At 56.6% G+C, this 21035-nt stretch carries 25 protein-coding genes; 21 read left to right on the top strand and 4 right to left on the bottom strand.

The genetic code is table 11. The features are described from left to right. Positions 1-474 (bottom strand): hydrolase (locus HP459_RS10440; protein WP_171936179.1); only part of this gene is annotated, 474 nt, incomplete at its 3' end. Positions 475-702: 228 nt separating this feature from the next. On the opposite strand from HP459_RS10440, the gene mdcA reads away from it, so the two are divergent. From mdcA to mdcH, 8 genes are all read left to right on the top strand, one after another. Further along, the gene (gene mdcA / locus HP459_RS10435) at positions 703-2358 is read left to right on the top strand and encodes a malonate decarboxylase subunit alpha (RefSeq protein WP_023330194.1); all 1656 of its coding nucleotides are present in this window, start codon (positions 703-705) and stop codon (positions 2356-2358) included. Further along, positions 2358-3215, top strand: coding sequence for a triphosphoribosyl-dephospho-CoA synthase (locus HP459_RS10430; RefSeq protein ID WP_022649605.1), 858 nt, complete (start codon positions 2358-2360; stop codon positions 3213-3215). Before mdcA ends, HP459_RS10430 begins: the two co-directional genes overlap by 1 nt. 9 nt (positions 3216-3224) lie before the next feature. Then, entirely contained in the window at positions 3225-3524 is a 300-nt protein-coding gene (gene mdcC / locus HP459_RS10425) for a malonate decarboxylase acyl carrier protein (protein WP_000411786.1), read from the top strand. Beyond that, entirely contained in the window at positions 3517-4350 is an 834-nt protein-coding gene (locus HP459_RS10420) for a biotin-independent malonate decarboxylase subunit beta (RefSeq protein ID WP_003861672.1), read from the top strand. The genes mdcC and HP459_RS10420 overlap by 8 nt, the downstream gene beginning before the upstream one ends. After that, a complete protein-coding gene (gene mdcE, locus HP459_RS10415; RefSeq protein WP_003861675.1) occupies positions 4350-5150 on the top strand; it encodes a biotin-independent malonate decarboxylase subunit gamma in 801 nt (266 codons plus the stop codon). The genes HP459_RS10420 and mdcE overlap by 1 nt, the downstream gene beginning before the upstream one ends. Before the next feature lie 123 nt (positions 5151-5273). Then, a complete protein-coding gene (locus HP459_RS10410) occupies positions 5274-6233 on the top strand; it encodes an AEC family transporter (protein WP_023307100.1) in 960 nt (319 codons plus the stop codon). Positions 6234-6235: 2 nt separating this feature from the next. Then, the gene (locus HP459_RS10405; RefSeq protein ID WP_171936178.1) at positions 6236-6853 is read left to right on the top strand and encodes a malonate decarboxylase holo-ACP synthase; all 618 of its coding nucleotides are present in this window, start codon (positions 6236-6238) and stop codon (positions 6851-6853) included. After that, positions 6853-7749, top strand: a complete 897-nt coding sequence (mdcH, locus tag HP459_RS10400; protein ID WP_171936177.1) for a malonate decarboxylase subunit epsilon — start codon at positions 6853-6855, stop codon at positions 7747-7749. Before HP459_RS10405 ends, mdcH begins: the two co-directional genes overlap by 1 nt. A 102-nt stretch (positions 7750-7851) precedes the next feature. Here the strand turns inward: mdcH and HP459_RS10395 are convergent, their stop codons facing one another. Further along, positions 7852-8784 carry a LysR substrate-binding domain-containing protein gene (locus tag HP459_RS10395; protein ID WP_022649599.1) on the bottom strand — a complete coding sequence of 311 codons (933 nt, stop codon included), beginning with the start codon at positions 8782-8784 and terminating at the stop codon, positions 7852-7854. 15 nt (positions 8785-8799) lie between these two features. Next, on the bottom strand, positions 8800-10704 hold the full coding sequence (locus HP459_RS10390) for an ABC transporter ATP-binding protein (RefSeq protein ID WP_171936176.1): 1905 nt from the start codon (positions 10702-10704) through the stop codon (positions 8800-8802). Positions 10705-10836: 132 nt separating this feature from the next. Here HP459_RS10390 and kefG point away from each other — a divergent pair, with 132 nt between their 5' ends. The 4 genes from kefG (at position 10837) to slyD (ending at position 14092) form a co-directional block, all read left to right on the top strand. Continuing rightward, positions 10837-11388 (top strand): glutathione-regulated potassium-efflux system ancillary protein KefG, encoded by a 552-nt coding sequence (gene kefG / locus HP459_RS10385; RefSeq protein ID WP_003861686.1) that lies wholly within the window; start codon positions 10837-10839, stop codon positions 11386-11388. After that, positions 11388-13193 carry a glutathione-regulated potassium-efflux system protein KefB gene (gene kefB / locus HP459_RS10380; protein ID WP_003861688.1) on the top strand — a complete coding sequence of 602 codons (1806 nt, stop codon included), beginning with the start codon at positions 11388-11390 and terminating at the stop codon, positions 13191-13193. Before kefG ends, kefB begins: the two co-directional genes overlap by 1 nt. A gap of 13 nt (positions 13194-13206) precedes the next feature. Beyond that, complete coding sequence (locus HP459_RS10375; protein ID WP_022649597.1) at positions 13207-13407, top strand: YheV family putative zinc ribbon protein; 201 nt, start codon at positions 13207-13209, stop codon at positions 13405-13407. Positions 13408-13501: 94 nt separating this feature from the next. Beyond that, entirely contained in the window at positions 13502-14092 is a 591-nt protein-coding gene (gene slyD, locus HP459_RS10370) for a peptidylprolyl isomerase (RefSeq protein ID WP_003861691.1), read from the top strand. 51 nt (positions 14093-14143) lie between these two features. Here slyD and HP459_RS10365 read toward each other — a convergent pair whose 3' ends face one another. Then, positions 14144-14362 (bottom strand): protein SlyX, encoded by a 219-nt coding sequence (locus HP459_RS10365; RefSeq protein ID WP_023298761.1) that lies wholly within the window; start codon positions 14360-14362, stop codon positions 14144-14146. A gap of 238 nt (positions 14363-14600) precedes the next feature. Between HP459_RS10365 and fkpA the strand changes: the two genes are divergently transcribed. From fkpA to HP459_RS10320, 9 genes are all read left to right on the top strand, one after another. Beyond that, the gene (gene fkpA / locus HP459_RS10360) at positions 14601-15419 is read left to right on the top strand and encodes an FKBP-type peptidyl-prolyl cis-trans isomerase (RefSeq protein WP_003861695.1); all 819 of its coding nucleotides are present in this window, start codon (positions 14601-14603) and stop codon (positions 15417-15419) included. 167 nt (positions 15420-15586) lie between these two features. After that, positions 15587-16309 (top strand): transcriptional regulator, encoded by a 723-nt coding sequence (locus HP459_RS10355; protein ID WP_003861697.1) that lies wholly within the window; start codon positions 15587-15589, stop codon positions 16307-16309. Further along, complete coding sequence (tusD, locus tag HP459_RS10350; RefSeq protein WP_003861699.1) at positions 16309-16695, top strand: sulfurtransferase complex subunit TusD; 387 nt, start codon at positions 16309-16311, stop codon at positions 16693-16695. The genes HP459_RS10355 and tusD overlap by 1 nt, the downstream gene beginning before the upstream one ends. Beyond that, positions 16695-17054 (top strand): sulfurtransferase complex subunit TusC, encoded by a 360-nt coding sequence (tusC, locus tag HP459_RS10345; RefSeq protein WP_023298759.1) that lies wholly within the window; start codon positions 16695-16697, stop codon positions 17052-17054. Before tusD ends, tusC begins: the two co-directional genes overlap by 1 nt. Before the next feature lie 7 nt (positions 17055-17061). Next, on the top strand, positions 17062-17349 hold the full coding sequence (gene tusB, locus HP459_RS10340) for a sulfurtransferase complex subunit TusB (RefSeq protein WP_022649592.1): 288 nt from the start codon (positions 17062-17064) through the stop codon (positions 17347-17349). A 124-nt stretch (positions 17350-17473) separates the two neighbouring features. Further along, on the top strand, positions 17474-17848 hold the full coding sequence (rpsL, locus tag HP459_RS10335; protein ID WP_000246815.1) for a 30S ribosomal protein S12: 375 nt from the start codon (positions 17474-17476) through the stop codon (positions 17846-17848). 96 nt (positions 17849-17944) lie between these two features. Continuing rightward, the gene (gene rpsG / locus HP459_RS10330) at positions 17945-18415 is read left to right on the top strand and encodes a 30S ribosomal protein S7 (RefSeq protein ID WP_003861706.1); all 471 of its coding nucleotides are present in this window, start codon (positions 17945-17947) and stop codon (positions 18413-18415) included. Between the two features lie 96 nt (positions 18416-18511). Next, positions 18512-20626 (top strand): elongation factor G, encoded by a 2115-nt coding sequence (fusA, locus tag HP459_RS10325; protein ID WP_022649591.1) that lies wholly within the window; start codon positions 18512-18514, stop codon positions 20624-20626. A gap of 69 nt (positions 20627-20695) precedes the next feature. After that, a partial coding sequence (locus HP459_RS10320; RefSeq protein ID WP_000031699.1) for a GTP-binding protein occupies positions 20696-21035 on the top strand: 340 nt, incomplete at its 3' end.

Here is a 21035-nt window from a genome sequence, read left to right as displayed (position 1 = left end):
ATTCCCGCCCAGCGAATACCCCACCGCTGCCGTTGGTGCTTCGCCGAAATTGTCTCTTAGCCAGCGCAGGAACCAGGAGCCGTCCTCGGTTTCACCCGAGTGATAAATGCGTTTCTGACGGTTAGGCTCGCCGCTGCATCCGCGAAAATGCATCACCACCCCAAGCCAGCCGCGGGCTTTCGCCGCCTCAATGAGACCGTGTGCGTAAGGGCTGTGCAGGCTGCCTTCCAGGCCGTGAAAAACCACCAGACGGGGTTTATGTCTGGCCCGATCCGGATCTTCGCTCCAGGCGAGATCCAAAAAGTCACCGTCCGGCAGGTCAATGCGCTGCCAGTGGGGGTTGAACTGCACCTTGCGGCGGATCAGGCGCGGCAGCATGGTTTGCAGGTGAGGGTTAGCCACACCGCGCATGGGCACGAACTCTGCGCTCTCTTCGGCTGCAATGTCGAAGTCTGAGGGAATGATTTGGGTCATAAGGGCGATGCTGATTCTTGTCAGAAATTAACTATACCTTCCGAATTGTACCCCGTTTAGCCCGTTTTTCCGAAACATGAACTGATCCCGATCACATTTCTTTACCTTGATTATTACTCTCAGGCTAATGATTACGTCCTACGCTTAATTGATGCCTTTCTCACCAGAGCGCACACTTTACTCAACGTTAAGCAAATCAGAATGATGTGCTGAATCAGGAGGTTAATAATGTTATCTGGGCAAACACCCACCCGGCAATGGAACACCCGACGCAGCGAGAAAGCGCGTCGTCTGGCGTCCGTACCGGTGCAGGGCAAGGTACTGCCAACCGGCGATCTTGTCGCCATGCTGGAAAAACTGATCGCACCAGGCGACAAAGTCGTTCTGGAAGGCAACAACCAGAAGCAGGCGGATTTCCTTTCCCGTTCACTGGCCGAAGTGAACCCGCAAATCGTGCACGATCTGCATATGATCATGCCGAGCGTGGGCCGCAGCGAACATCTGGACATCTTTGAGAAAGGCATCGCCCGCAAGCTCGACTTCTCCTTCTCCGGTACGCAAAGCCTGCGCATTTCGCAGCTGCTGGAGGATGGTCAGCTCGAAATCGGGGCGATTCACACCTACATCGAACTCTACTCACGTTTATACGTCGACCTTTCGCCAAACGTGGCGCTGATTGCCGGTTTTAAAGCGGACCGTAAAGGTAACCTCTACACCGGGGCGAGTACCGAAGATACCCCGGCGCTGGTGGAAGCCGCCGCGTTCCACGACGGCATCGTCATCGCACAGGTGAACGAGCTGGTGGACGACGAGTGCGACCTGCCGCGCGTCGATATTCCGGGCTCGTGGATCGATTACGTGGTGGTGGCGGACAAGCCGTTCTTTATTGAGCCGCTCTTCACCCGCGACCCGCGCCTGATTAAACAGGAACACATCCTGATGGCGATGATGGCGATTAAAGGCATCTACGCTGAACACCAGGTGCAGTCCCTGAACCACGGGATTGGCTTTAACACCGCAGCGATCGAGCTGCTGCTGCCAACCTACGGCGAACAGCTCGGACTCAAAGGCAAAATCTGTAAACACTGGACCCTGAACCCGCATCCAACGCTGATCCCGGCCATCGAAAGCGGCTGGGTGGAGAGCGTCCACTGCTTCGGCGGCGAGCTGGGGATGGAAGAGTACATCCGCGCCCGTCCGGACGTGTTCTTTACCGGTGCTGACGGCTCCATGCGCTCTAACCGCGCCTTCTGTCAGCTGGCTGGTCAGTACGCGGTCGATATGTTTATCGGTTCCACGCTACAGGTTGATGGTTACGCTAACTCCTCAACCGTGACCCGCGGCCGTCTCTCCGGCTTCGGCGGCGCACCAAACATGGGCCACGATCCGCACGGTCGTCGCCACGCCACACCGGCCTGGCTGAACATGATTACCGAGCCTGACCCGATGCAGCGCGGTAAAAAGCTGGTTGTGCAGATGGTGGAAACCTTCCAGGCGGGCGTGAAGCCAACCTTCGTGGAGAAACTCGACGCCGTAGACGTGGCGAAAGCCTCCGGCATGCCGCTGGCGCCGGTTATGATTTACGGCGATGACGTCACCCACGTGCTGACGGAAGAGGGGATTGCTTACCTCTACCGGGCAAAAGATCTGGAAGAGCGTCGCGCCATGGTCGCCGCCGTGGCGGGTATCACCGATATCGGTCTGGGCGTTGACGCCAAACGCGTGGCGGAACTGCGCCAGAGCGGCAAGGTTGTGTATCCGGAAGATATTGGCATTCGTCGTACCGATGCCACCCGCTCTCTGCTGGCTGCGGGCAGCGTGGCTGACCTCGTTGAGTGGTCCGGCGGCCTGTATAACCCACCTGCGAAATTCCGGAGCTGGTAATGAAACTTCTGCCCCAGATCCAGGTTGAAGGCGGTGCCGAATGGCTGGCGCGAACCGCCACGCAGTGTCTGATTGACGAAGCACGTTTAAGCCCGAAGCCCGGTCTGGTGGACAGCCGGGGGAACGGCGCGCATCACGATTTATCGCTTGCGCTGATGGAGCGCTCCGCTCACAGCCTGACCCCCACGTTTCAGGCGCTGGCGCAACAGAGCTGGCAGCGTCCGGCGGATATTGCCCTCAGGCAAACCGTTGGCCGCCTGGGTCGTGAAGGCGAACGGCAGATGATGGCCGCTACCGACGGCGTGAACACACACCGTGGCGCGATCTGGGCGCTGGGATTGCTGGTGAGCGCGGTGGCGATGCTGGGCGGCGATGCCCGGGCGCAAACCGTCGCGAACACCGCCGCTCAGCTGGCGAAACTGCCGGATGACGCGGCGCCGAAAGTATTCAGCAAGGGGTTACGCGTCACGCACCGCTATCGTGTACCGGGCGCGCGTGAAGAGGCTCAGCAGGCGTTTCCGCACATCATGCAGCGCGCGCTGCCGCAGCTTCACCTCAGCCGTCTCAACGGCAGCAGCGAAACGCAGGCCAGACTCGACGCGCTGATGGCGATCATGACCTCGCTCACCGACACCTGCGTGCTGTCGCGCGCCGGCATGGAGGGGCTGGATGCCATGCAGAACGGCGCCCGTGCGGTGCTGAACGCGGGAGGATGCGCAACACTTGCGGGGCAGCAGGCGCTGGCGCGGTTAGACCGTCAGATGCTGACGCTTAACGCCTCGCCGGGCGGAGCCGCAGACCTGCTTGCCGCCACGCTGTTTCTTGACCGCGTCGAAACGCCCTATTCAAAGCATTAAGAGGATGTTATGGAAAAAATCACATTGACCGTGCCCGCCAGCCGCGAAGTAAGCGGCAGGGCGCTGGCAGGGGTAGTCGGTTCCGGGGATATGGAGGTGCTTTTCACCGCCGAACCGGGCCAGACCTTAACCATTGATATCACCACCTCCGTCGACAACAGCCGTGGGCGCTGGGAGGCGTTGTTCAATCGCCTGCAAACCGTCAGCAGCCTGCCCGCAGGTAAGCTGACCATCCACGACTTCGGCGCGACGCCGGGCGTGGCACGCATTCGTATCGAACAGGTTTTTGAAGGGGTGAACCATGCGTGATGACAGCAGCTTTATCGAATTAAAAGCGCGCCAGCGTGCGCAGGCGCTGCTCGACGACGGCAGCTACCGCGAACTGCTGGATCCGTTTGAAGGCATTATCTCTCCGTGGCTTGGGCCACAGGGGATTGTTCCTCAGGCCGATGACGGCATGGTAGTCGCGAAAGGGACCATCAACGGCCAGCCTGCAGTGGTGGTGGCGATTGAAGGCACCTTCCAGGGCGGCAGCATGGGCGAAGTGTCCGGTGCCAAAATGGCGGCGGCGCTGGAGCTGGCGGCGGAAGATAACCGCAACGGCATTCCGACTCAGGCGGTACTGTGCCTCGAAACCGGCGGCGTACGTTTGCAGGAAGCCAACCTTGGCCTGGCGGCGATTGCCGATATCCACGCCGCGATCGTTGACCTGCGTCGCTATACCCCGGTTGTCGGGATTGTCGCCGGGACCGTGGGCTGCTTCGGCGGGATGTCTATCGCCGCGGCGCTGTGCAGCTACCTGATTGTGACCCGCGAAGCGCGTCTTGGCCTCAACGGCCCGCAGGTTATTGAGCAGGAAGCGGGCATTGAAGAGTATGACTCCCGCGACCGTCCGTTTATCTGGAGCATGACCGGCGGCGAAGTGCGCTATGAAAGTGGGCTGGTGGACGCGCTGGTGGGCGACGGCGTGAACGCGGTGAAAGCCGCGATGAACGAAGCCATCGCCAAAGGCGTACCGGCGAAACATCGCACCGATAACTACGACGATTACCTGAACCGTCTGACGAATTTCGACACCCGCAAACAGGCCGATGCCGAACAGATTAAAGCGCTTTTTGCCCGGGAGGTGAAATGATGACTAACTCAATTAGCCGTGGCGAACTCTGGCTGGAAACTCTGGCCCCGAACGCGAAACGTCTGGAGGGGTTATGCCCGTCCGTGCAGGCCGCAGACGGCGAGCTAAACGGTGAAACGGTGCGTTTTGTCGCCGTGGTGCCGGACGCCAACAACCACTTCCCGCGCGCGGCGCAAGGGGAAGTGGGGCTGCTGGAGGGCTGGACGCTGGCAAAAGTGGTCAGCGAAACCGTCGCCGCTGACGCAGATAAAGCCGTGAAGCGCCCGATTGTGGCGGTTATCGATGTCCCAAGCCAGGCCTATGGCCGTCGCGAAGAGGCGTTTGGTATCCACCAGGCGCTGGCCGGCGCCGCTGCCGCCTATGCCAATGCGCGGCTGGCGGGGCATCCGGTGATTGGTCTTATCGTCGGTAAGGCCATGTCCGGCGCGTTTCTGGCGCACGGCTACCAGGCCAACCGCCTGATTGCCTTCAACGATAAAGGCGTGCTGATCCATGCCATGGGCAAAGAGTCTGCGGCGCGCATTACGCTGCGTACCGTTGAGGCGCTGGAAAAACTGGCGGCAACCATTCCGCCAATGGCGTACGACATCAGCAACTACGCCACGCTGGGGCTGCTCTCCGACCTGCTGGATATCAGCAACCCGGATGCCCCTTCCGAAAGCGATCTGACGCGGGTGAAAACTACCCTGCAACAGGCCATCAGCGACGCTCGTCAGGACACCACGTTGAAAAACCGTCTGGGTGCTGACAACCGCCGCAGCTCGGCGCTCGTACGTGAACGTATGCGAGCCAGCTGGTAAGTAAAAAGAGACCTGCCAGATGCATTACCCCGTGGGCGCGCCCGTTGCGTCCACGCGGGAACCTGCATCCTGAAAATAATAAACATCGCGCCAGTGCTTAAACTTTTTTACTACAGGTGATTTATGACTTACGTAATTGTTCATGCTCTTGCACCGATTTTCGTCATCATGCTGCTGGGATTCTGGGCCGGTAAAGCAAAGATGGTCGATAACAAAAATGTTTCCCTGCTGAATATCTTCGTTATGGATTTTGCACTCCCTGCCGCGCTGTTCAGCGCCACCGTGCAAACCCCGTGGACCGGCATTGTGGCGCAGTCGCCGCTGATCCTGGTGCTCACCCTGGCGATGTGGATCACCTATGCGGCCATCTACTTCCTCGCCACCAAAGTCTTTAAAAAATCTCCGCAGGATGCGGCCGTACTGACGCTGACCGTCGCTCTGCCAAACTATGCGGCGCTCGGCCTGCCGATTCTGGGCAGCGTGCTGGGTGAAAGTTCTTCTACTTCACTCTCCGTGGCGGTCTCCATCGCCTGTGGTTCGGTGCTGATGACCCCGTTCTGCCTGCTTATTCTGGAGCGTGAGAAAGCCCGCGCCGAAGGCAATAACTCCGGTTCAACGCTTTCCATGCTGCCGGTGCTGATGTGGCGCTCCATTAAAAAACCGATCGTGATGGGCCCGCTGCTGGGTGTGATCCTGTCCGCTATCGGCATCAAAATGCCAGAGCTGGTACTGGCGGCGATTAAACCGCTGGGACTGTCCGCGACCGCTGCGGCGCTGTTCCTGACCGGGGTGATCCTCTCCGCGCGTAAGCTTCAGATCAACACCATGGTGATCACTTCCACTATCGCCAAGCTGCTGATCCAGCCAGCGATTGCCTGGGGTATCGTTTTAATCTTCGGTCTGCACGGCTCCGTGGCGATCACCGCCATCCTGATGATTGCGCTGTCTGCGGGCTTCTTTGGCGTGGTGTTCGGTAACCGCTTTGGCGTGCAGTCGCCGGATGCTGAAGCCGTGCTGCTGTTGAGCTCCATACTGTGTATCCTGTCGCTGCCGCTGTTTATCTCGCTGACTTCAGGAATGTAATTATGACCACAACATTACGCCCACACGACCTCATCTGGCTTACCGCGCGCGACGCCCTGGAAGGGATTACCGAATCCTGGGTAGACGCGGCCTGGCATACCGGGCTGCCGGTAGTGGTGCGGCGTGATGTTGATAATGAAGGCCGTATTCCCGTTGGCGTGCGCGGATTGCGCCGCAACCAGCGGGCGGCCGGATGGGTGAAGCCTGAGAACGTGTTGCGCGTGGTGTCGCCCGAAGAGTTGAGCGTTGCCGCCGACCTGCTGCGTTCGCCGTTTGTCACTCAGCCGCCGGTTCAGGTGGCGCTTCAGCTTGCGCAGCAGTCGTGGCCGTGGACGTGGGGGATAACCGGCAGTACGGGTTACGCGCTGGCGACCGGCATTCCGGTGATCCACGCCGATAGCGATCTCGATCTGCTGATCCGCACCCCGCGTACCGTTTCCCCTGAGGCGTTTACTGACTGGCAGGCTCAGCTCAGCCGTGCGTTGTGCCGGGTGGATACGCAGGTGGACACGCCCGAGGGCGGATTCGCGCTGGCAGAATGGTTACGCGACGGCAAAACGCTGCTAAAAACGCAATGTGGACCGCGCCTGGTAGCGGATCCATGGCACAGGGAGGAGTAATGAAAATACTGTTTACCTTTCCGGGGCAGGGCACACAGCACGAAGGTATGCTGCAAAACCTGCCGGGAACGGAGCTGGAGCAGGCCCGTGCTGTGCTGGGGGCGGAAGTCGATACCCTGGACAGCGCATCCTCGTTAACCCACACCCGTGCGGTTCAGCTTTCACTGCTGATTGCCGGCGTGGCCTGGGCGCGCGAGCTGGAACGTCGCGGCGTGTCGCCGGATATTGTCAGCGGTCTGTCCATTGGCGCTTATCCTGCGGCGGTCATCGCAGGCTCGCTGGACTTTACGGATGCGCTGAAGCTGGTGGCGCTGCGCGGTGATTTGATGGAGCAGGCGTATCCGCACGGCTACGGCCTGACGGCGATTATGGGGTTGACCCTGCCGCAGGTGGAAAACCTGATTCAGGGGTCTGGAACCTATATCGCTAACCTGAACGCCGAAACGCAGATCGTGATTGCCGGAACCGATGACGGTATGGCGCAGGTGGCGGAGCGCGCGCTGGCGAAGGGTGCAAGCAAGGCCAAACGGCTGGCGGTGAGCGTGCCATCGCACTGCGCGCTGCTGGCGGAACCGGCGAAGAAGCTGGCAGCGGCGTTTGAATCGGTCACGCTTTCCCGTCCCCGCAGCGCGTACCTGAGCGGCAGTACCGGACGCGTGCTCTGGCAGCCGGAGAAAATTGCCGACGATCTGGCAATGAACATGGCGCGAACCGTGCGCTGGCAGGAGGCGGTGATTTCCGCTAACGAGCGTGAAGCGCGGCTGGCGATTGAGATGCCGCCGGGAGGCATATTAACCTGCCTGACGCGGCAGGCGGCGTGGGAAGGCGAATCTATTTCGCTGGAGCGCAGCGGGGTGGACGTGGCGGTGCATCTGGCGGGGCGGCTTCGTGCGTGAGTTTTTTTGCCCGGTGGCGGCTGCGCCTTACCGGGCCTACGGGTTCGGTTGTATTATTTTGTAGGCCGGGTAAGACGCAACGCGTCGCCACCCGGCAAGGCCTCAGGCTCCGTCCTGCAAACTTCTGGCGTACATCCGCCCTTCCGCGGCCAATGCTCGCAGGCTCGGATCCTGCTCGCGGTTGCGGGCAAAGACGATCGCAATCAGCTGCTGCATCTGGTACGGCTGTGCCAGCTTCAGTAGCTGCACCGAATTTTCGTACACTTTCTTCATCCTGCCCGGCATCAGCGTAAACCCGACCCCCGCCTGTACCAGGCTCAGCATCGAGAAAATATCGTTTACCCGCGTCACAATCTCCGGCTCGAAACCGGCAATATGAAACGCTTCCTGAAACCCGGCGTAAGTGGCGAACCCTTCCGCGAGGGCGACAAACTTCTGATCTTTATAGTCACGCAGATCGGCGGGACCGCTGGTATTCAGCGTGGCAGAGGCCGGTGCGGCAAGGAAAATATCGTCATGGAACAGGGGCAGCACTTCGAGGCTGTTACGGTCGATATCGCTCTCGGAGATAGAGATTAAAATCGCATCCAGCGAACCCTCATCCAGCATATGGAGCAGGGTTTCGTTCGAGCCCATCGTCAGATCCATCTCCAGATCCGGACGGCGCAGCTTCATGCCCATTATCAGGCGCGGCACGGTTTCCAGCGTCAGCGAGTAAAGCGTACCGACGCGCAACCGTCCCTGGCCGATACCGGCAATCTTGCGCGACTCTTCCAGCCCGCGCTCCATCACCTGCATCACCTCCTGACAATACTCCAGCAGCGTCCACGCGGAGGGGAGGGCAATCAGGTTACGCCCTTTGTGAGCAAAGAGCGGGCAGCGGACGTTCTCTTCGAGGGTATGCAGCGCGCGGTGCACGCTGACACCGCTCAGGCCGAGCGTTTCGGCGGTACGTGCGATATTGCCCTTGTCCATGAACGTCATGAAGATGCTGAGCTTACGGAATGTAATCTCGCTCGTGGTATCGAAGCCCATAACCCTCCCGGCGTGTTAGTCGGCTTGCAGCATCGCTTCCAGCTGTTCCTGCGCGTCCAGCCATGCCATTTCGCACTCTTCGAGACTGGATTTGGTTTTCGCCTGCGTTTGCAGACAGTCCGTCAGCTCCGCTTTGCGGCTCTGATCGTACAGTTCGCTGTCGCCCAGCTTCTCTTCGACGGCGGCAAGCGTGGCGTTAAGCTTTTCCATCTCTTTTTCGAGACGGGTAATCTCTTTACGCAGCGGCTGAGTCTGGGTGCGCAGTTCCGCTTCACGGCGCTTCTGGTCTTTACGCGCCTGGGCGCTGTTGGCGTTGTCTTTCGCTGACTCTTCCGGCTGGTTTTCCTGCTTCTGCACGTCCGTCAGCCACTGCTGGTAATCTTCCAGATCGCCGTCGAACGGTTCCACTTTGCCGCCGTGAACCAGATAGAGATCGTCGGTGGTGGAGCGGATCAGGTGGCGATCGTGCGAAACGACAACCAGCGCCCCTTCGAACTCGATCAGCGCTTCGGTCAGCGCCTGACGCATGTCGAGATCGAGGTGGTTGGTCGGTTCATCGAGCAGCAGCAGGTTTGGACGCTGCCAGACGATCAGCGCCAGCACCAGACGCGCTTTTTCGCCGCCGGAGAAACGCGCTGTATTTTCAGTCACCTTATCGCCCTGGAAGCCAAAGCCGCCGAGGTAGTCGCGCAGCTTCTGCTCCATCTCCTGCGGCGCCAGGCGCGCCAGGTGCTGGATCGGCGATTCATCGGCGCGTAAAAATTCCAGCTGATGCTGGGCGAAGTAGCCAAGCTTGATGCCTTTCGCCAGGCCGATTTCGCCGCTGACCGGGTTAAGCTCGCCCGCCAGCAGCTTGATCAGCGTCGATTTACCGGCGCCGTTACGTCCCAGCAGACCAATGCGTGAACCTGGCACCAGGTTGAGCTTGATAGAGTCGAGGATAATGCGATCGCCATAGCCCGCGCTCACTTTTTCCATTTTCAGCAGCGGGTTCGGCAGGCTCTCCGGCTCGCGGAAGCTGAAGTGGAACGGGTTATCCACGTGCGCCGGGGCGATCATCTCCATGCGTTCCAGCATCTTGATGCGGCTCTGCGCCTGCTTGGCTTTTGACGCCTTGGCCTTGAAGCGATCCACAAAGCTTTGCAGGTGCGCCACGCGCTGCTGCTGGCTTTCATACATCGCCTGCTGCTGGGCGAGGCGCGTCGCGCGCTGGCGCTCGAAAGAGCTGTAGTTGCCGGTGTACTCGAACAGGCTTTGCTGTTCGATATGAATGATTTTATCCACCACCGGGTCGAGGAAGTCGCGGTCGTGGGAGATCAGAATCAGAGTGCCCTGATAGCTCTTGAGCCACTTCTCCAGCCAAATAACCGCATCGAGATCGAGGTGGTTGGTCGGTTCATCGAGCAACAGGAGGTCGGAGCGGCAGATCAGCGCCTGCGCCAGGTTAAGGCGCATACGCCAGCCGCCGGAGAAATCGCTCACCGGGCGTTCAAGCTGTTCGTTGCTGAAGCCCAGGCCGTGCAGCAGGCTGGAGGCGCGGGAGCGAATGGTCCAGGCGTCGATGGCGTCCAGCTTGCCGTGGACGGTGGCGATGGCGTGGCCGTCGTTGCGCTCGTTGGCGGCGTTGAGCTCCGCTTCGAGCTTGCGGTATTCACGGTCGCCGTCGATAACATAGTCGAGCGCCGGTTCGCTCAGCGCGGGGGTCTCCTGGTTTACCCAGGCGAGCTGCCAGTTGCCCGGGAAGGTAAAGTTCCCGCCATCCGCGCTTATCTCGTTTTTCAGCAGTGCCAGCAGGGTGGATTTACCGCAGCCGTTTTTGCCGACCAGCCCCACTTTCTGGCCCGGGTTGATGGTAGCAGTCGCGTTATCCAGCAGGACGCGCACGCCGCGACGAATTTGTAACGAGGAGAAAACAATCATAGAAGCGCCGTATGTTCCGACTATGTTAATTTGTCATTATGATAATGTAAGGTGTGGGCCAATTTCCCCACCGGGCCGCCATGGTAGCCCAAAACGACAACAATACACAAAAACAGAACCGGGAGGGGAGTGATGTCTCAGACAGCGAAAGTGCTGCTGCTGTATGCCCATCCGGAATCACAGGACTCGGTGGCAAACCGGGTGCTGCTTAAGCCGGCCACACAGCTCAGTAACGTAACGGTGCACGATCTCTACGCGCACTACCCCGATTTCTTTATTGATATTCCTTACGAGCAGGAACTGCTGCGTCAGCACGACGTGATTGTGTTCCAGCATCCGCTTTATACCTATAGCTGTCCGGCGCTGCTGAAAGAGTGGCTGGACCGCGTGCTGAGCCGGGGCTTTTCCAGCGGGGTGGGGGGCAACCAGCTGGCGGGAAAGTACTGGCGGAGTGTCATCACCACCGGTGAGCCGGAAAGCGCTTACCGTCACGACGGGCTGAACCGTTACCCCATGAGCGACATTCTGCGGCCGTTTGAGCTGACGGCGGCGATGTGCCGTATGCACTGGATGAGCCCGATTATTATCTACTGGGCACGGCGGCAGGATCCGAAAGCGCTGGCGAGCCATGCCAGGGCCTATGGCGAATGGCTGGCGTCACCGATTCCGGCGGGAGGACGCTAATGGACGGTTCGAATTTACTCCTCGCCGGGGTGCTGTTTTTGTTTGCCGCCGTCGTCGCGGTCCCCCTTGCCGCGCGTCTCGGCATTGGCGCGGTGCTGGGCTATTTGCTGGCGGGGATAGCCATTGGTCCCTGGGGGCTTGGGTTTATCAGCGATGTGGATGAAATTCTCCACTTCTCCGAGCTGGGCGTGGTGTTCCTGATGTTTATCATCGGGCTTGAGCTTAATCCGTCCAAGCTGTGGCAACTGCGGCAATCTATTTTTGGCGTCGGGGCGGCGCAGGTATTGCTCAGCGCCGCCATTCTGGCGGGCCTGCTGATGCTGACGCAGTTTTCCTGGCAGGCCGCGGTGATTGGCGGGATCGGTCTTGCAATGTCGTCGACGGCGATGGCGCTTCAGCTGATGCGCGACAAAGGGATGAACCGCAACGAGGCGGGGCAACTGGGCTTTTCGGTGCTGCTGTTCCAGGATTTAGCGGTGATCCCGGCGCTGGCGCTGGTGCCGCTGCTGGCAGGCTCCGGAGACGATCATTTCGACTGGATGAAGATCTCCATGAAGGTGCTGGCCTTCGCGGGGATGCTGATCGGCGGACGGTTTTTACTGCGTCCAGTGTTCCGGTTTATTGCGGCATCCGGCGTACGCGAGGTCTTCACCGCCGCAACGCTGCTGCTGGTGCTTGGTTCAGCGCTGTTTATGGATGCGCTGGGGCTGTCGATGGCGCTCGGGACGTTTATCGCCGGGGTGCTGCTTGCGGAAAGCGAGTACCGCCACGAGCTGGAGACCGCCATCGATCCGTTTAAGGGGCTGCTGTTAGGGCTGTTCTTTATCTCGGTGGGTATGGCGCTTAATCTTGGCGTGCTCTATACCCATCTGCTGTGGGTTATTGCGAGTGTCGCCGTGCTGGTGGCGGTCAAAACGCTGGTGCTGTATCTCCTCGCGCGAATTTACGGGCTGCGCAGCTCGGAAAGGATGCAGTTTTCCAGCGTGTTAAGTCAGGGCGGAGAGTTTGCGTTTGTGCTGTTTTCCACTGCGTCGTCTCAGAAGCTGTTCAAAGATGACCAGATGGCGCTGCTGCTGGTGACGGTCACGCTGTCGATGATGACCACGCCGCTGCTGATGAAGCTGGTGGACAAACTGCTGTCGCGCCGCCTGAATCCCGCAGACGATGAAGACGAAGCGCCGTGGGTGGAAGATGATAAACCGCAGGTGATCGTCGTGGGCTTTGGCCGCTTCGGACAGGTGATTGGTCGCCTGTTGATGGCAAATAAAATGCGCATTACGGTGCTGGAGCGCGATATCAGCGCCGTCAACCTGATGCGCAAATATGGTTATAAGGTGTACTACGGGGATGCGACGCAGCTTGAGCTGTTGCGCTCGGCGGGCGCAGAGGCTGCGGAGTCCATCGTCATCACCTGTAACGATCCGGAAGACACAATGAAGCTGGTGGAGCTGTGCCAGCAGCATTTCCCGCATCTGCATATTCTGGCGCGTGCGCGCGGACGAGTTGAGGCTCACGAACTTTTGCAGGCGGGTGTGAAACACTTCTCCCGCGAAACCTTCTCCAGCGCGCTGGAGCTGGGGCGCAAGGCGCTGGTTTCGCTGGGTATGCATCCTCACCAGGCGCAACGTGCCCAGATGCATTTCCGCCGGCTGGATATGCGAATGCTGCGTGAACTGATGCCTGTGCACAGCGACACGGCGCAGATCTCCCGCGTGCGGGAAGCGCGTCGCGAACTGGAGGAGATCTTCCAGCGTGAGATGCAACAGGAACGACGCCAGCTCGACGGCTGGGATGAATTTGAATAAAGGGTAACGAAAGATGGCTTTACGTAAACGCTTTATCGCGGGCGCAAAATGCCCGTCCTGCCAGGCGCAAGATACGCTGGCCATGTGGCGGGAGAATAATATCGATATTGTTGAATGTGTTAAGTGCGGTCACCAGATGCGTGAGGCCGACAAAGAAGCCCGCGATCACGTTCGCAAAGAAGAGCAAGTGATCGGCATTTTTCATCCAGACTAGCGATATGCTCTGAGTTTTTTTAAGCTTAAGGGTACACGGGTGCAGAATTCCGCTACAATCTGCGCCAGCAATTTTCCCACGCTCAGGAGATATCATGAAAGTAGCAAAAGACCTGGTGGTCAGCCTGGCCTATCAGGTACGTACAGAAGACGGTGTGTTGGTTGATGAGTCTCCGGTGAGTGCGCCGCTGGACTACCTGCATGGTCACGGTTCCCTGATTTCCGGCCTGGAAACGGCGCTGGAAGGTCATGAAGTTGGCGACAAATTCGACGTTGCTGTCGGCGCGAACGACGCTTACGGTCAGTATGATGACAACCTGGTTCAGCGCGTTCCTAAAGACGTGTTCATGGGCGTTGACGAGTTGCAGGTTGGCATGCGCTTCCTGGCTGAAACTGACCAGGGTCCGGTTCCGGTTGAAATCACAGAAGTTGAAGACGACCACGTTGTGGTTGACGGCAACCACATGCTGGCTGGTCAGAACCTGAAGTTCAACGTAGAAGTTGTTGCTATCCGTGAAGCGACCGAAGAAGAGCTGGCTCATGGCCACGTTCATGGTGCGCACGGTCACGACCATGACCACGATCACGGCCACGACGGCTGCTGCGGTGGTCACGGCCACGATCATGGTCATGACCACGGCCACGGTAAAGGTGGTTGCGGTAACGGCGGCTGCGGCTGCCACTGATTCCGTACTGCGGAAAATAAAAAAGCGGGATAATCCCGCTTTTTTTACGCCTCAATAATGAGGTGGTGGCGTCTCTTCAGCCTGAGAGGCGATGTGCGACGACTGCGTTGCCTTCACTTTTTCAGTAAGAAGTCGCATCAAATCGCGCATTTTTGCCATTTCAAGCTCATGAGCCGTCACGGTCTGGTTCAGTTCTTCGATGGTGATGTCCTGAAAAGCCAGGCGGCTTTCCAGCTCAGCCAGTCTCGCTTCGATCGTTGTATCCTTCATCATTCACCTCGTTTATCTCTCATGCGCCATAATGGACCAGCGGCGGCGAAGTTTATCTGACTTTTTCCTTAAGTACAGTATCCATCTCCCTGACAAGAAACTTATTTAAACAAAAATAGTCTGAAAAGAAGCGACATTCGGGGGAGTCTGTCTGTAGATTTCTTCCACAACGTTTTATAGTACGTCACTCATTTACGTTTAACACTGGGGTGAGAGACCTCAGGTCCTGGAGATATGGATGAAATCACTGTTTAAAGTTACGCTGCTGGCGACCACTATGGCTGTAGCGCTCAATGCGCCGCTGTCTTTCGCTGCTGATACTGCTGCGAAGCCTGCTGCGACTACAGACAGCAAAGCGGCATTCAAGAATGACGACCAGAAATCCGCCTACGCACTTGGCGCGTCTCTGGGCCGTTACATGGAAAACTCTCTGAAAGAACAAGAGAAACTGGGCATCAAACTGGACAAAAACCAGCTGATCGCAGGGGTTCAGGATGCGTTCGCAGACAAGAGCAAACTGTCTGACCAGGAAATCGAGCAGACTCTGCAAGCGTTTGAAGCGCGCGTGAAAGGCGCCGCTCAGACCAAGATGGAAGCAGACGCTAAAGATAACGAAGCGAAAGGCAAAGCCTACCGCGATAAGTTCGCTAAAGAGAAAGGCGTTAAAACGTCTTCTACTGGCCTGATCTATAAAGTTGAGAAAGAAGGTACCGGCGACGCGCCTAAAGACAGCGACACCGTTGTAGTTAACTACAAAGGTACGCTGATCGACGGTAAAGAGTTCGATAACTCTTATACTCGCGGTGAGCCTCTCTCCTTCCGTCTGGACGGTGTGATCCCGGGCTGGACCGAAGGCCTGAAGAACATCAAGAAAGGCGGTAAAATCAAGCTGGTCATCCCACCGGATCTGGCTTACGGCAAAACCGGCGTTCCGGGTATCCCGGCTAACTCTACGCTGGTATTTGATGTAGAACTGCTGGACATCAAACCGGCGCCGAAAGCGGATGCGAAAACAGACGCACCGGCTGACGACAAAGCCGCAGCAGCTAAGAAGTAATGCTGAAAAAAACCGCCGCCTTTACAGGCGGCGGTTTTTTTATTGTGGGGCAGATATAATTAACACTGGAAAGCGTTATACACGCTGTATTAATTTAGTTGTCCGTGTAGATAATGAGCCTGCCCTGAAAACCTAACGACAGGCTCCTGAAAAGGAGTGTTTTTTTCATGTCCAGGTCGCTTTTAACCAACGAAACCAGTGAACTTGATTTGCTGGATCAACGTCCATTTGACCAGACCGACTTCGATATTCTGAAATCCTACGAAGCGGTAGTGGACGGGTTAGCGATGCTCATTGGTTCCCACTGCGAAATCGTATTGCATTCCCTGCAAGATCTTAAGTGTTCCGCTATCCGCATTGCGAATGGTGAGCACACTGGCCGTAAAATTGGTTCGCCAATCACCGACCTTGCATTGCGTATGTTGCATGACATGACCGGCGCGGACAGCAGCGTCTCAAAATGCTATTTCACCCGCGCCAAAAGCGGCGTGCTGATGAAATCAGAAACGATCGCGATTCGAAACCGCGAACACCGGGTGATCGGTCTGCTGTGCATCAACATGAACCTTGATGTGCCATTCTCGCAAATCATGAGCACCTTCATCCCGCCAGAAACGCCGGACGTGGGCTCATCGGTGAACTTTGCCTCTTCTGTTGAGGATCTCGTGACACAGACGCTGGAGTTCACCATTGAAGAGGTGAATGCCGATCGCAACGTATCCAACAACGCCAAGAATCGTCAGATCGTCCTGAACCTCTATGAGAAAGGGATTTTTGATATCAAAGATGCCATCAACCAGGTGGCCGATCGCCTGAATATCTCCAAACACACGGTTTACCTCTATATTCGCCAGTTCAAAAGCGGCGACTTCCTGGGGCAAGACAAGTAATGCGTTTTGCGTTAATGGTGACGGGCCCGGCGTACGGTACCCAGCAGGCCAGCAGCGCGCTACAGTTTGCCCATGCGCTGCTTGATGCCGGTCATGAACTGGCAAGCGTCTTCTTCTATCGTGAAGGGGTCTATAACGCGAACCAGTTTACGTCCCCGGCGAGCGATGAGTTTGACCTTGTGCGCGCCTGGCAAAAATTAAACGAAACGCAGGGCGTCGACCTGCATATCTGCGTCGCGGCGGCACTGCGTCGCGGCGTGACGGATGCGACTGAAGCCGAACGCCTTGGTCTGGCAGGGGCTAACCTGCAACCGGGCTTTTCGCTCAGCGGATTAGGCGCATTAGCACAGGCGGCGTTGACCTGCGACAGAGTGGTGCAATTTTGATGAAGCGCGTAGCGTTTGTTTTTACTTCTGCCCCGCATGGCAGCGCTTCAGGCCGGGAAGGGCTGGATGCATTGCTCGCGACCTCGGCTTTAACCGAAGATATTGGCGTCTTCTTTTTAGGCGATGGCGTATTCCAGCTTCTGGCAGGCCAACAACCGCAGGCTATTCTTGCGCGCGACTACATTGCGACCTTTAAAGTTCTGCCGCTCTATGACATTGAAACCTTCTATGTGTGCGCCGACTCGCTGGCCGCTCGTGGGTTAAATGAGAAAATACCGTTCGTGCTGGACGTGACGATCCTGACATCTTCTGCGCTGCGCGAACAACTTTCTCACTACGATACCGTTCTGACTTTCTGAGGCTATCATGCTCCATACCCTGAGCCGTTCACCGTGGCAATGCGATATCGACACGTTACTGAGCATGCTGCGCGAAGGCGATGATCTGCTGCTGATTCAGGATGGCGTGCTCGCGGCGCTTGATGGCAGCCGTTTTGTTGAAATCCTCGCTAATGCCCCCATAACAGTCTCTGCGCTTAAAGAGGATCTGGATGCGCGGGGTCTTTCTGGTCAAATTTCAGCCAAAATTGACGTGGTTGGCTATACTGATTTCGTCAATCTTACTGTGACGCACGCCAGTCAAATGAACTGGTGATTTGAGATCGCTGTATATTTCTTGACACCTTTTCGACGTAGCCCTAAAATTTCGCGTCCTCATATTGTATGAGGTCGTTTTATTACGTGTTTACGAAGCAAAAGCTAAAACCAGGAGCTATTTAATGGCAACAGTTAACCAGCTGGTACGCAAACCACGTGCACGCAAAGTTGCAAAAAGCAACGTGCCTGCGCTGGAAGCCTGCCCGCAGAAACGTGGCGTATGTACTCGTGTATATACCACCACTCCTAAAAAACCAAACTCCGCACTGCGTAAAGTATGCCGTGTGCGTTTGACTAACGGTTTCGAAGTGACTTCCTACATCGGTGGTGAAGGTCACAACCTTCAGGAGCACTCCGTGATCCTGATCCGTGGCGGTCGTGTTAAAGACCTTCCGGGTGTTCGTTACCACACCGTTCGTGGTGCGCTGGACTGCTCAGGTGTTAAAGACCGTAAGCAGGCTCGCTCCAAGTACGGCGTGAAGCGTCCTAAGGCTTAATGGTTCTCCGTTAAGTAAGGCCAAACTGATTTATCTTAATGTCAAACTAAACTCGTAGAGTTTTGGACAATCCTGAATTAACAACGGAGTAATCCCATGCCACGTCGTCGCGTCATTGGTCAGCGTAAAATTCTTCCAGATCCGAAATTCGGATCAGAACTGCTGGCAAAATTTGTAAATATCCTGATGGTAGATGGTAAAAAATCTACTGCAGAAGCAATCGTATACAGCGCGCTGGAGACCCTGGCTCAGCGTTCTGGTAAAAATGAACTGGAAGCTTTCGAAGTCGCTCTCGACAACGTGCGCCCGACTGTAGAAGTTAAGTCTCGCCGCGTTGGTGGTTCTACTTATCAGGTTCCAGTTGAAGTTCGTCCGGTTCGTCGTAATGCTCTGGCAATGCGTTGGATCGTTGAAGCTGCTCGTAAACGCGGTGATAAATCCATGGCTCTGCGTCTGGCGAACGAACTTTCTGATGCTGCAGAAAACAAAGGTACTGCAGTTAAGAAACGTGAAGACGTTCACCGTATGGCAGAAGCCAACAAGGCGTTCGCACACTACCGTTGGTAATCCCTTCGGAGTCGTAGTCACCAGGCGGGCGCTTCAGAGAAGCCGCCCGCTCTGGGTAACTTAACTGAACGCCTAAAGATATAAACGAGGAATCAAATGGCTCGTACAACACCCATCGCACGCTACCGTAACATCGGTATCAGTGCGCACATCGACGCCGGTAAAACCACTACTACCGAACGTATTCTGTTCTACACCGGTGTAAACCATAAAATCGGTGAAGTTCATGACGGCGCAGCCACCATGGACTGGATGGAACAGGAGCAGGAGCGTGGTATTACTATCACCTCCGCAGCGACTACTGCTTTCTGGTCAGGTATGGCTAAGCAGTACGAACCGCATCGCGTAAACATCATCGACACCCCAGGGCACGTTGACTTCACCATCGAAGTAGAACGTTCCATGCGTGTTCTTGACGGCGCGGTAATGGTTTATTGCGCAGTTGGTGGTGTTCAGCCACAGTCTGAAACCGTATGGCGTCAGGCTAACAAATATAAAGTTCCACGCATCGCGTTCGTTAACAAAATGGACCGTATGGGTGCTAACTTCCTGAAAGTTGTTGGCCAGATCAAAACCCGTCTGGGCGCGAACCCTGTTCCGCTTCAGCTGGCAATTGGTGCTGAAGAAGGCTTCACCGGTGTTATCGACCTGGTGAAAATGAAAGCCATCAACTGGAACGAAGCAGATGCGGGCGTTACCTTCGAATACGAAGATATCCCGGCAGAGATGCAGGACCTGGCTGACGAATGGCACCAGAACCTGATCGAATCCGCAGCAGAAGCTTCTGAAGAGCTGATGGAGAAATACCTGGGTGGTGAAGAACTGACTGAGCAAGAGATCAAATCTGCTCTGCGTCAGCGTGTTCTGAACAACGAAATCATCCTGGTAACCTGTGGTTCTGCGTTCAAGAACAAAGGTGTTCAGGCAATGCTGGATGCGGTAGTTGACTACCTGCCATCCCCGGTTGACGTTCCTGCGATCAACGGCATCCTGGACGACGGTAAAGATACTCCGGCTGAGCGTCACGCAAGTGATGACGAGCCGTTCTCTGCGCTGGCGTTCAAAATTGCTACCGACCCATTCGTGGGTAACCTGACCTTCTTCCGCGTTTACTCTGGTGTGGTTAACTCCGGTGACACCATCCTGAACTCCGTGAAATCGGCGCGTGAACGTTTTGGCCGTATCGTACAGATGCACGCTAACAAACGTGAAGAGATCAAAGAAGTTCGTGCGGGCGACATCGCTGCTGCTATCGGTCTGAAAGACGTGACTACTGGTGACACCCTGTGTGACCCGGATCACCCGATCATTCTGGAGCGTATGGAATTCCCTGAGCCGGTAATCTCCATCGCGGTTGAACCAAAAACCAAAGCTGACCAGGAAAAAATGGGTCTGGCTCTGGGCCGTCTGGCGAAAGAAGACCCATCATTCCGCGTATGGACTGATGAAGAATCTAACCAGACCATCATCGCTGGTATGGGTGAACTGCACCTGGACATCATCGTTGACCGTATGAAGCGTGAATTCAACGTTGAAGCGAACGTGGGTAAACCTCAGGTTGCTTACCGCGAAGCGATTCGCGCGAAAGTTACCGATGTTGAAGGTAAACACGCTAAGCAGTCTGGTGGTCGCGGTCAGTACGGTCACGTTGTGATCGACATGTACCCACTGGAGCCGGGCTCTAACCCTAAAGGTTACGAGTTCATCAACGACATCAAAGGTGGTGTAATTCCTGGCGAATACATCCCTGCCGTTGATAAAGGTATCCAGGAGCAGCTGAAAGCTGGTCCTCTGGCTGGTTACCCGGTTGTAGACATGGGTGTTCGTCTGCACTTCGGTTCTTACCACGACGTTGACTCCTCTGAACTGGCGTTTAAACTGGCTGCGTCTATTGCCTTTAAAGAAGGCTTTAAGAAAGCAAAACCAGTTCTGCTTGAGCCAATCATGAAGGTTGAAGTAGAAACTCCGGAAGAGAACACCGGTGACGTTATCGGTGACTTGAGCCGTCGTCGCGGTATGCTGCGTGGTCAGGAATCCGAAGTAACTGGCGTTAAGATCCACGCTGAAGTTCCGCTGTCTGAAATGTTCGGATATGCAACTCAGCTGCGTTCTCTGACCAAAGGTCGTGCATCATACACTATGGAATTCCTGAAGTATGATGATGCGCCGAACAACGTTGCTCAGGCCGTTATCGAAGCCCGTGGTAAGTAATCCACAGGATTAAAACCTAAGTCCCGTGCTCTCTCCGAAGGGGAGAGCACTATAGTAAGGAATATAGCCGTGTCTAAAGAAAAATTTGAACGTACAAAACCGCACGTCAACGTTGGTACTATCGGCCACGTTGACCATGGTAAAACTACCCTGACTGCTGCAATCACTACCGTACTGGCTAAAACCTACGGCGGTGCTGCTCGTGCTTTCGACCAGATCGATAACGCACCAGAAGAAAAAGCTCGTGGTATCACCATCAACACCTCTCACGTTGAGTATGATACCCCGACTCGCCACTACGCACACGTAGACTGCCCAGGCCACGCCGACTATGTTAAAAACATGATCACCGGTGCTGCGCAGATGGACGGCGCGATCCTGGTTGTTGCTGCGACTGACGGCCCTATGC

Origin of the sequence: Enterobacter sp. CM29, from assembly GCF_013179605.1 — a bacterium.
In the GTDB taxonomy this organism is placed as follows: domain Bacteria; phylum Pseudomonadota; class Gammaproteobacteria; order Enterobacterales; family Enterobacteriaceae; genus Enterobacter; species Enterobacter intestinihominis.
This window is presented reverse-complemented; position numbering and strand designations above follow the sequence as displayed.

Excerpts from the sequence above, each read along its gene's own strand:
- mdcA (WP_023330194.1), top strand. The coding sequence starts at position 703 with ATGTTATCTGGGCAAACACCCACCCGGCAATGGAACACCCGACGCAGC.
- HP459_RS10375 (WP_022649597.1), top strand. The coding sequence starts at position 13,207 with ATGGCTTTACGTAAACGCTTTATCGCGGGCGCAAAATGCCCGTCCTGC.
- rpsL (WP_000246815.1), top strand. The coding sequence starts at position 17,474 with ATGGCAACAGTTAACCAGCTGGTACGCAAACCACGTGCACGCAAAGTT.
- HP459_RS10410 (WP_023307100.1), top strand. The coding sequence starts at position 5,274 with ATGACTTACGTAATTGTTCATGCTCTTGCACCGATTTTCGTCATCATG.
- mdcH (WP_171936177.1), top strand. The coding sequence starts at position 6,853 with ATGAAAATACTGTTTACCTTTCCGGGGCAGGGCACACAGCACGAAGGT.
- HP459_RS10395 (WP_022649599.1), bottom strand. The coding sequence starts at position 8,784 with ATGGGCTTCGATACCACGAGCGAGATTACATTCCGTAAGCTCAGCATC.
- tusB (WP_022649592.1), top strand. The coding sequence starts at position 17,062 with ATGCTCCATACCCTGAGCCGTTCACCGTGGCAATGCGATATCGACACG.
- HP459_RS10390 (WP_171936176.1), bottom strand. The coding sequence starts at position 10,704 with ATGATTGTTTTCTCCTCGTTACAAATTCGTCGCGGCGTGCGCGTCCTG.
- tusD (WP_003861699.1), top strand. The coding sequence starts at position 16,309 with ATGCGTTTTGCGTTAATGGTGACGGGCCCGGCGTACGGTACCCAGCAG.
- fkpA (WP_003861695.1), top strand. The coding sequence starts at position 14,601 with ATGAAATCACTGTTTAAAGTTACGCTGCTGGCGACCACTATGGCTGTA.
- HP459_RS10420 (WP_003861672.1), top strand. The coding sequence starts at position 3,517 with ATGCGTGATGACAGCAGCTTTATCGAATTAAAAGCGCGCCAGCGTGCG.
- slyD (WP_003861691.1), top strand. The coding sequence starts at position 13,502 with ATGAAAGTAGCAAAAGACCTGGTGGTCAGCCTGGCCTATCAGGTACGT.
- kefB (WP_003861688.1), top strand. The coding sequence starts at position 11,388 with ATGGACGGTTCGAATTTACTCCTCGCCGGGGTGCTGTTTTTGTTTGCC.
- HP459_RS10365 (WP_023298761.1), bottom strand. The coding sequence starts at position 14,362 with ATGAAGGATACAACGATCGAAGCGAGACTGGCTGAGCTGGAAAGCCGC.
- mdcE (WP_003861675.1), top strand. The coding sequence starts at position 4,350 with ATGACTAACTCAATTAGCCGTGGCGAACTCTGGCTGGAAACTCTGGCC.
- fusA (WP_022649591.1), top strand. The coding sequence starts at position 18,512 with ATGGCTCGTACAACACCCATCGCACGCTACCGTAACATCGGTATCAGT.
- tusC (WP_023298759.1), top strand. The coding sequence starts at position 16,695 with ATGAAGCGCGTAGCGTTTGTTTTTACTTCTGCCCCGCATGGCAGCGCT.
- mdcC (WP_000411786.1), top strand. The coding sequence starts at position 3,225 with ATGGAAAAAATCACATTGACCGTGCCCGCCAGCCGCGAAGTAAGCGGC.
- rpsG (WP_003861706.1), top strand. The coding sequence starts at position 17,945 with ATGCCACGTCGTCGCGTCATTGGTCAGCGTAAAATTCTTCCAGATCCG.
- HP459_RS10355 (WP_003861697.1), top strand. The coding sequence starts at position 15,587 with ATGTCCAGGTCGCTTTTAACCAACGAAACCAGTGAACTTGATTTGCTG.
- kefG (WP_003861686.1), top strand. The coding sequence starts at position 10,837 with ATGTCTCAGACAGCGAAAGTGCTGCTGCTGTATGCCCATCCGGAATCA.
- HP459_RS10405 (WP_171936178.1), top strand. The coding sequence starts at position 6,236 with ATGACCACAACATTACGCCCACACGACCTCATCTGGCTTACCGCGCGC.
- HP459_RS10430 (WP_022649605.1), top strand. The coding sequence starts at position 2,358 with ATGAAACTTCTGCCCCAGATCCAGGTTGAAGGCGGTGCCGAATGGCTG.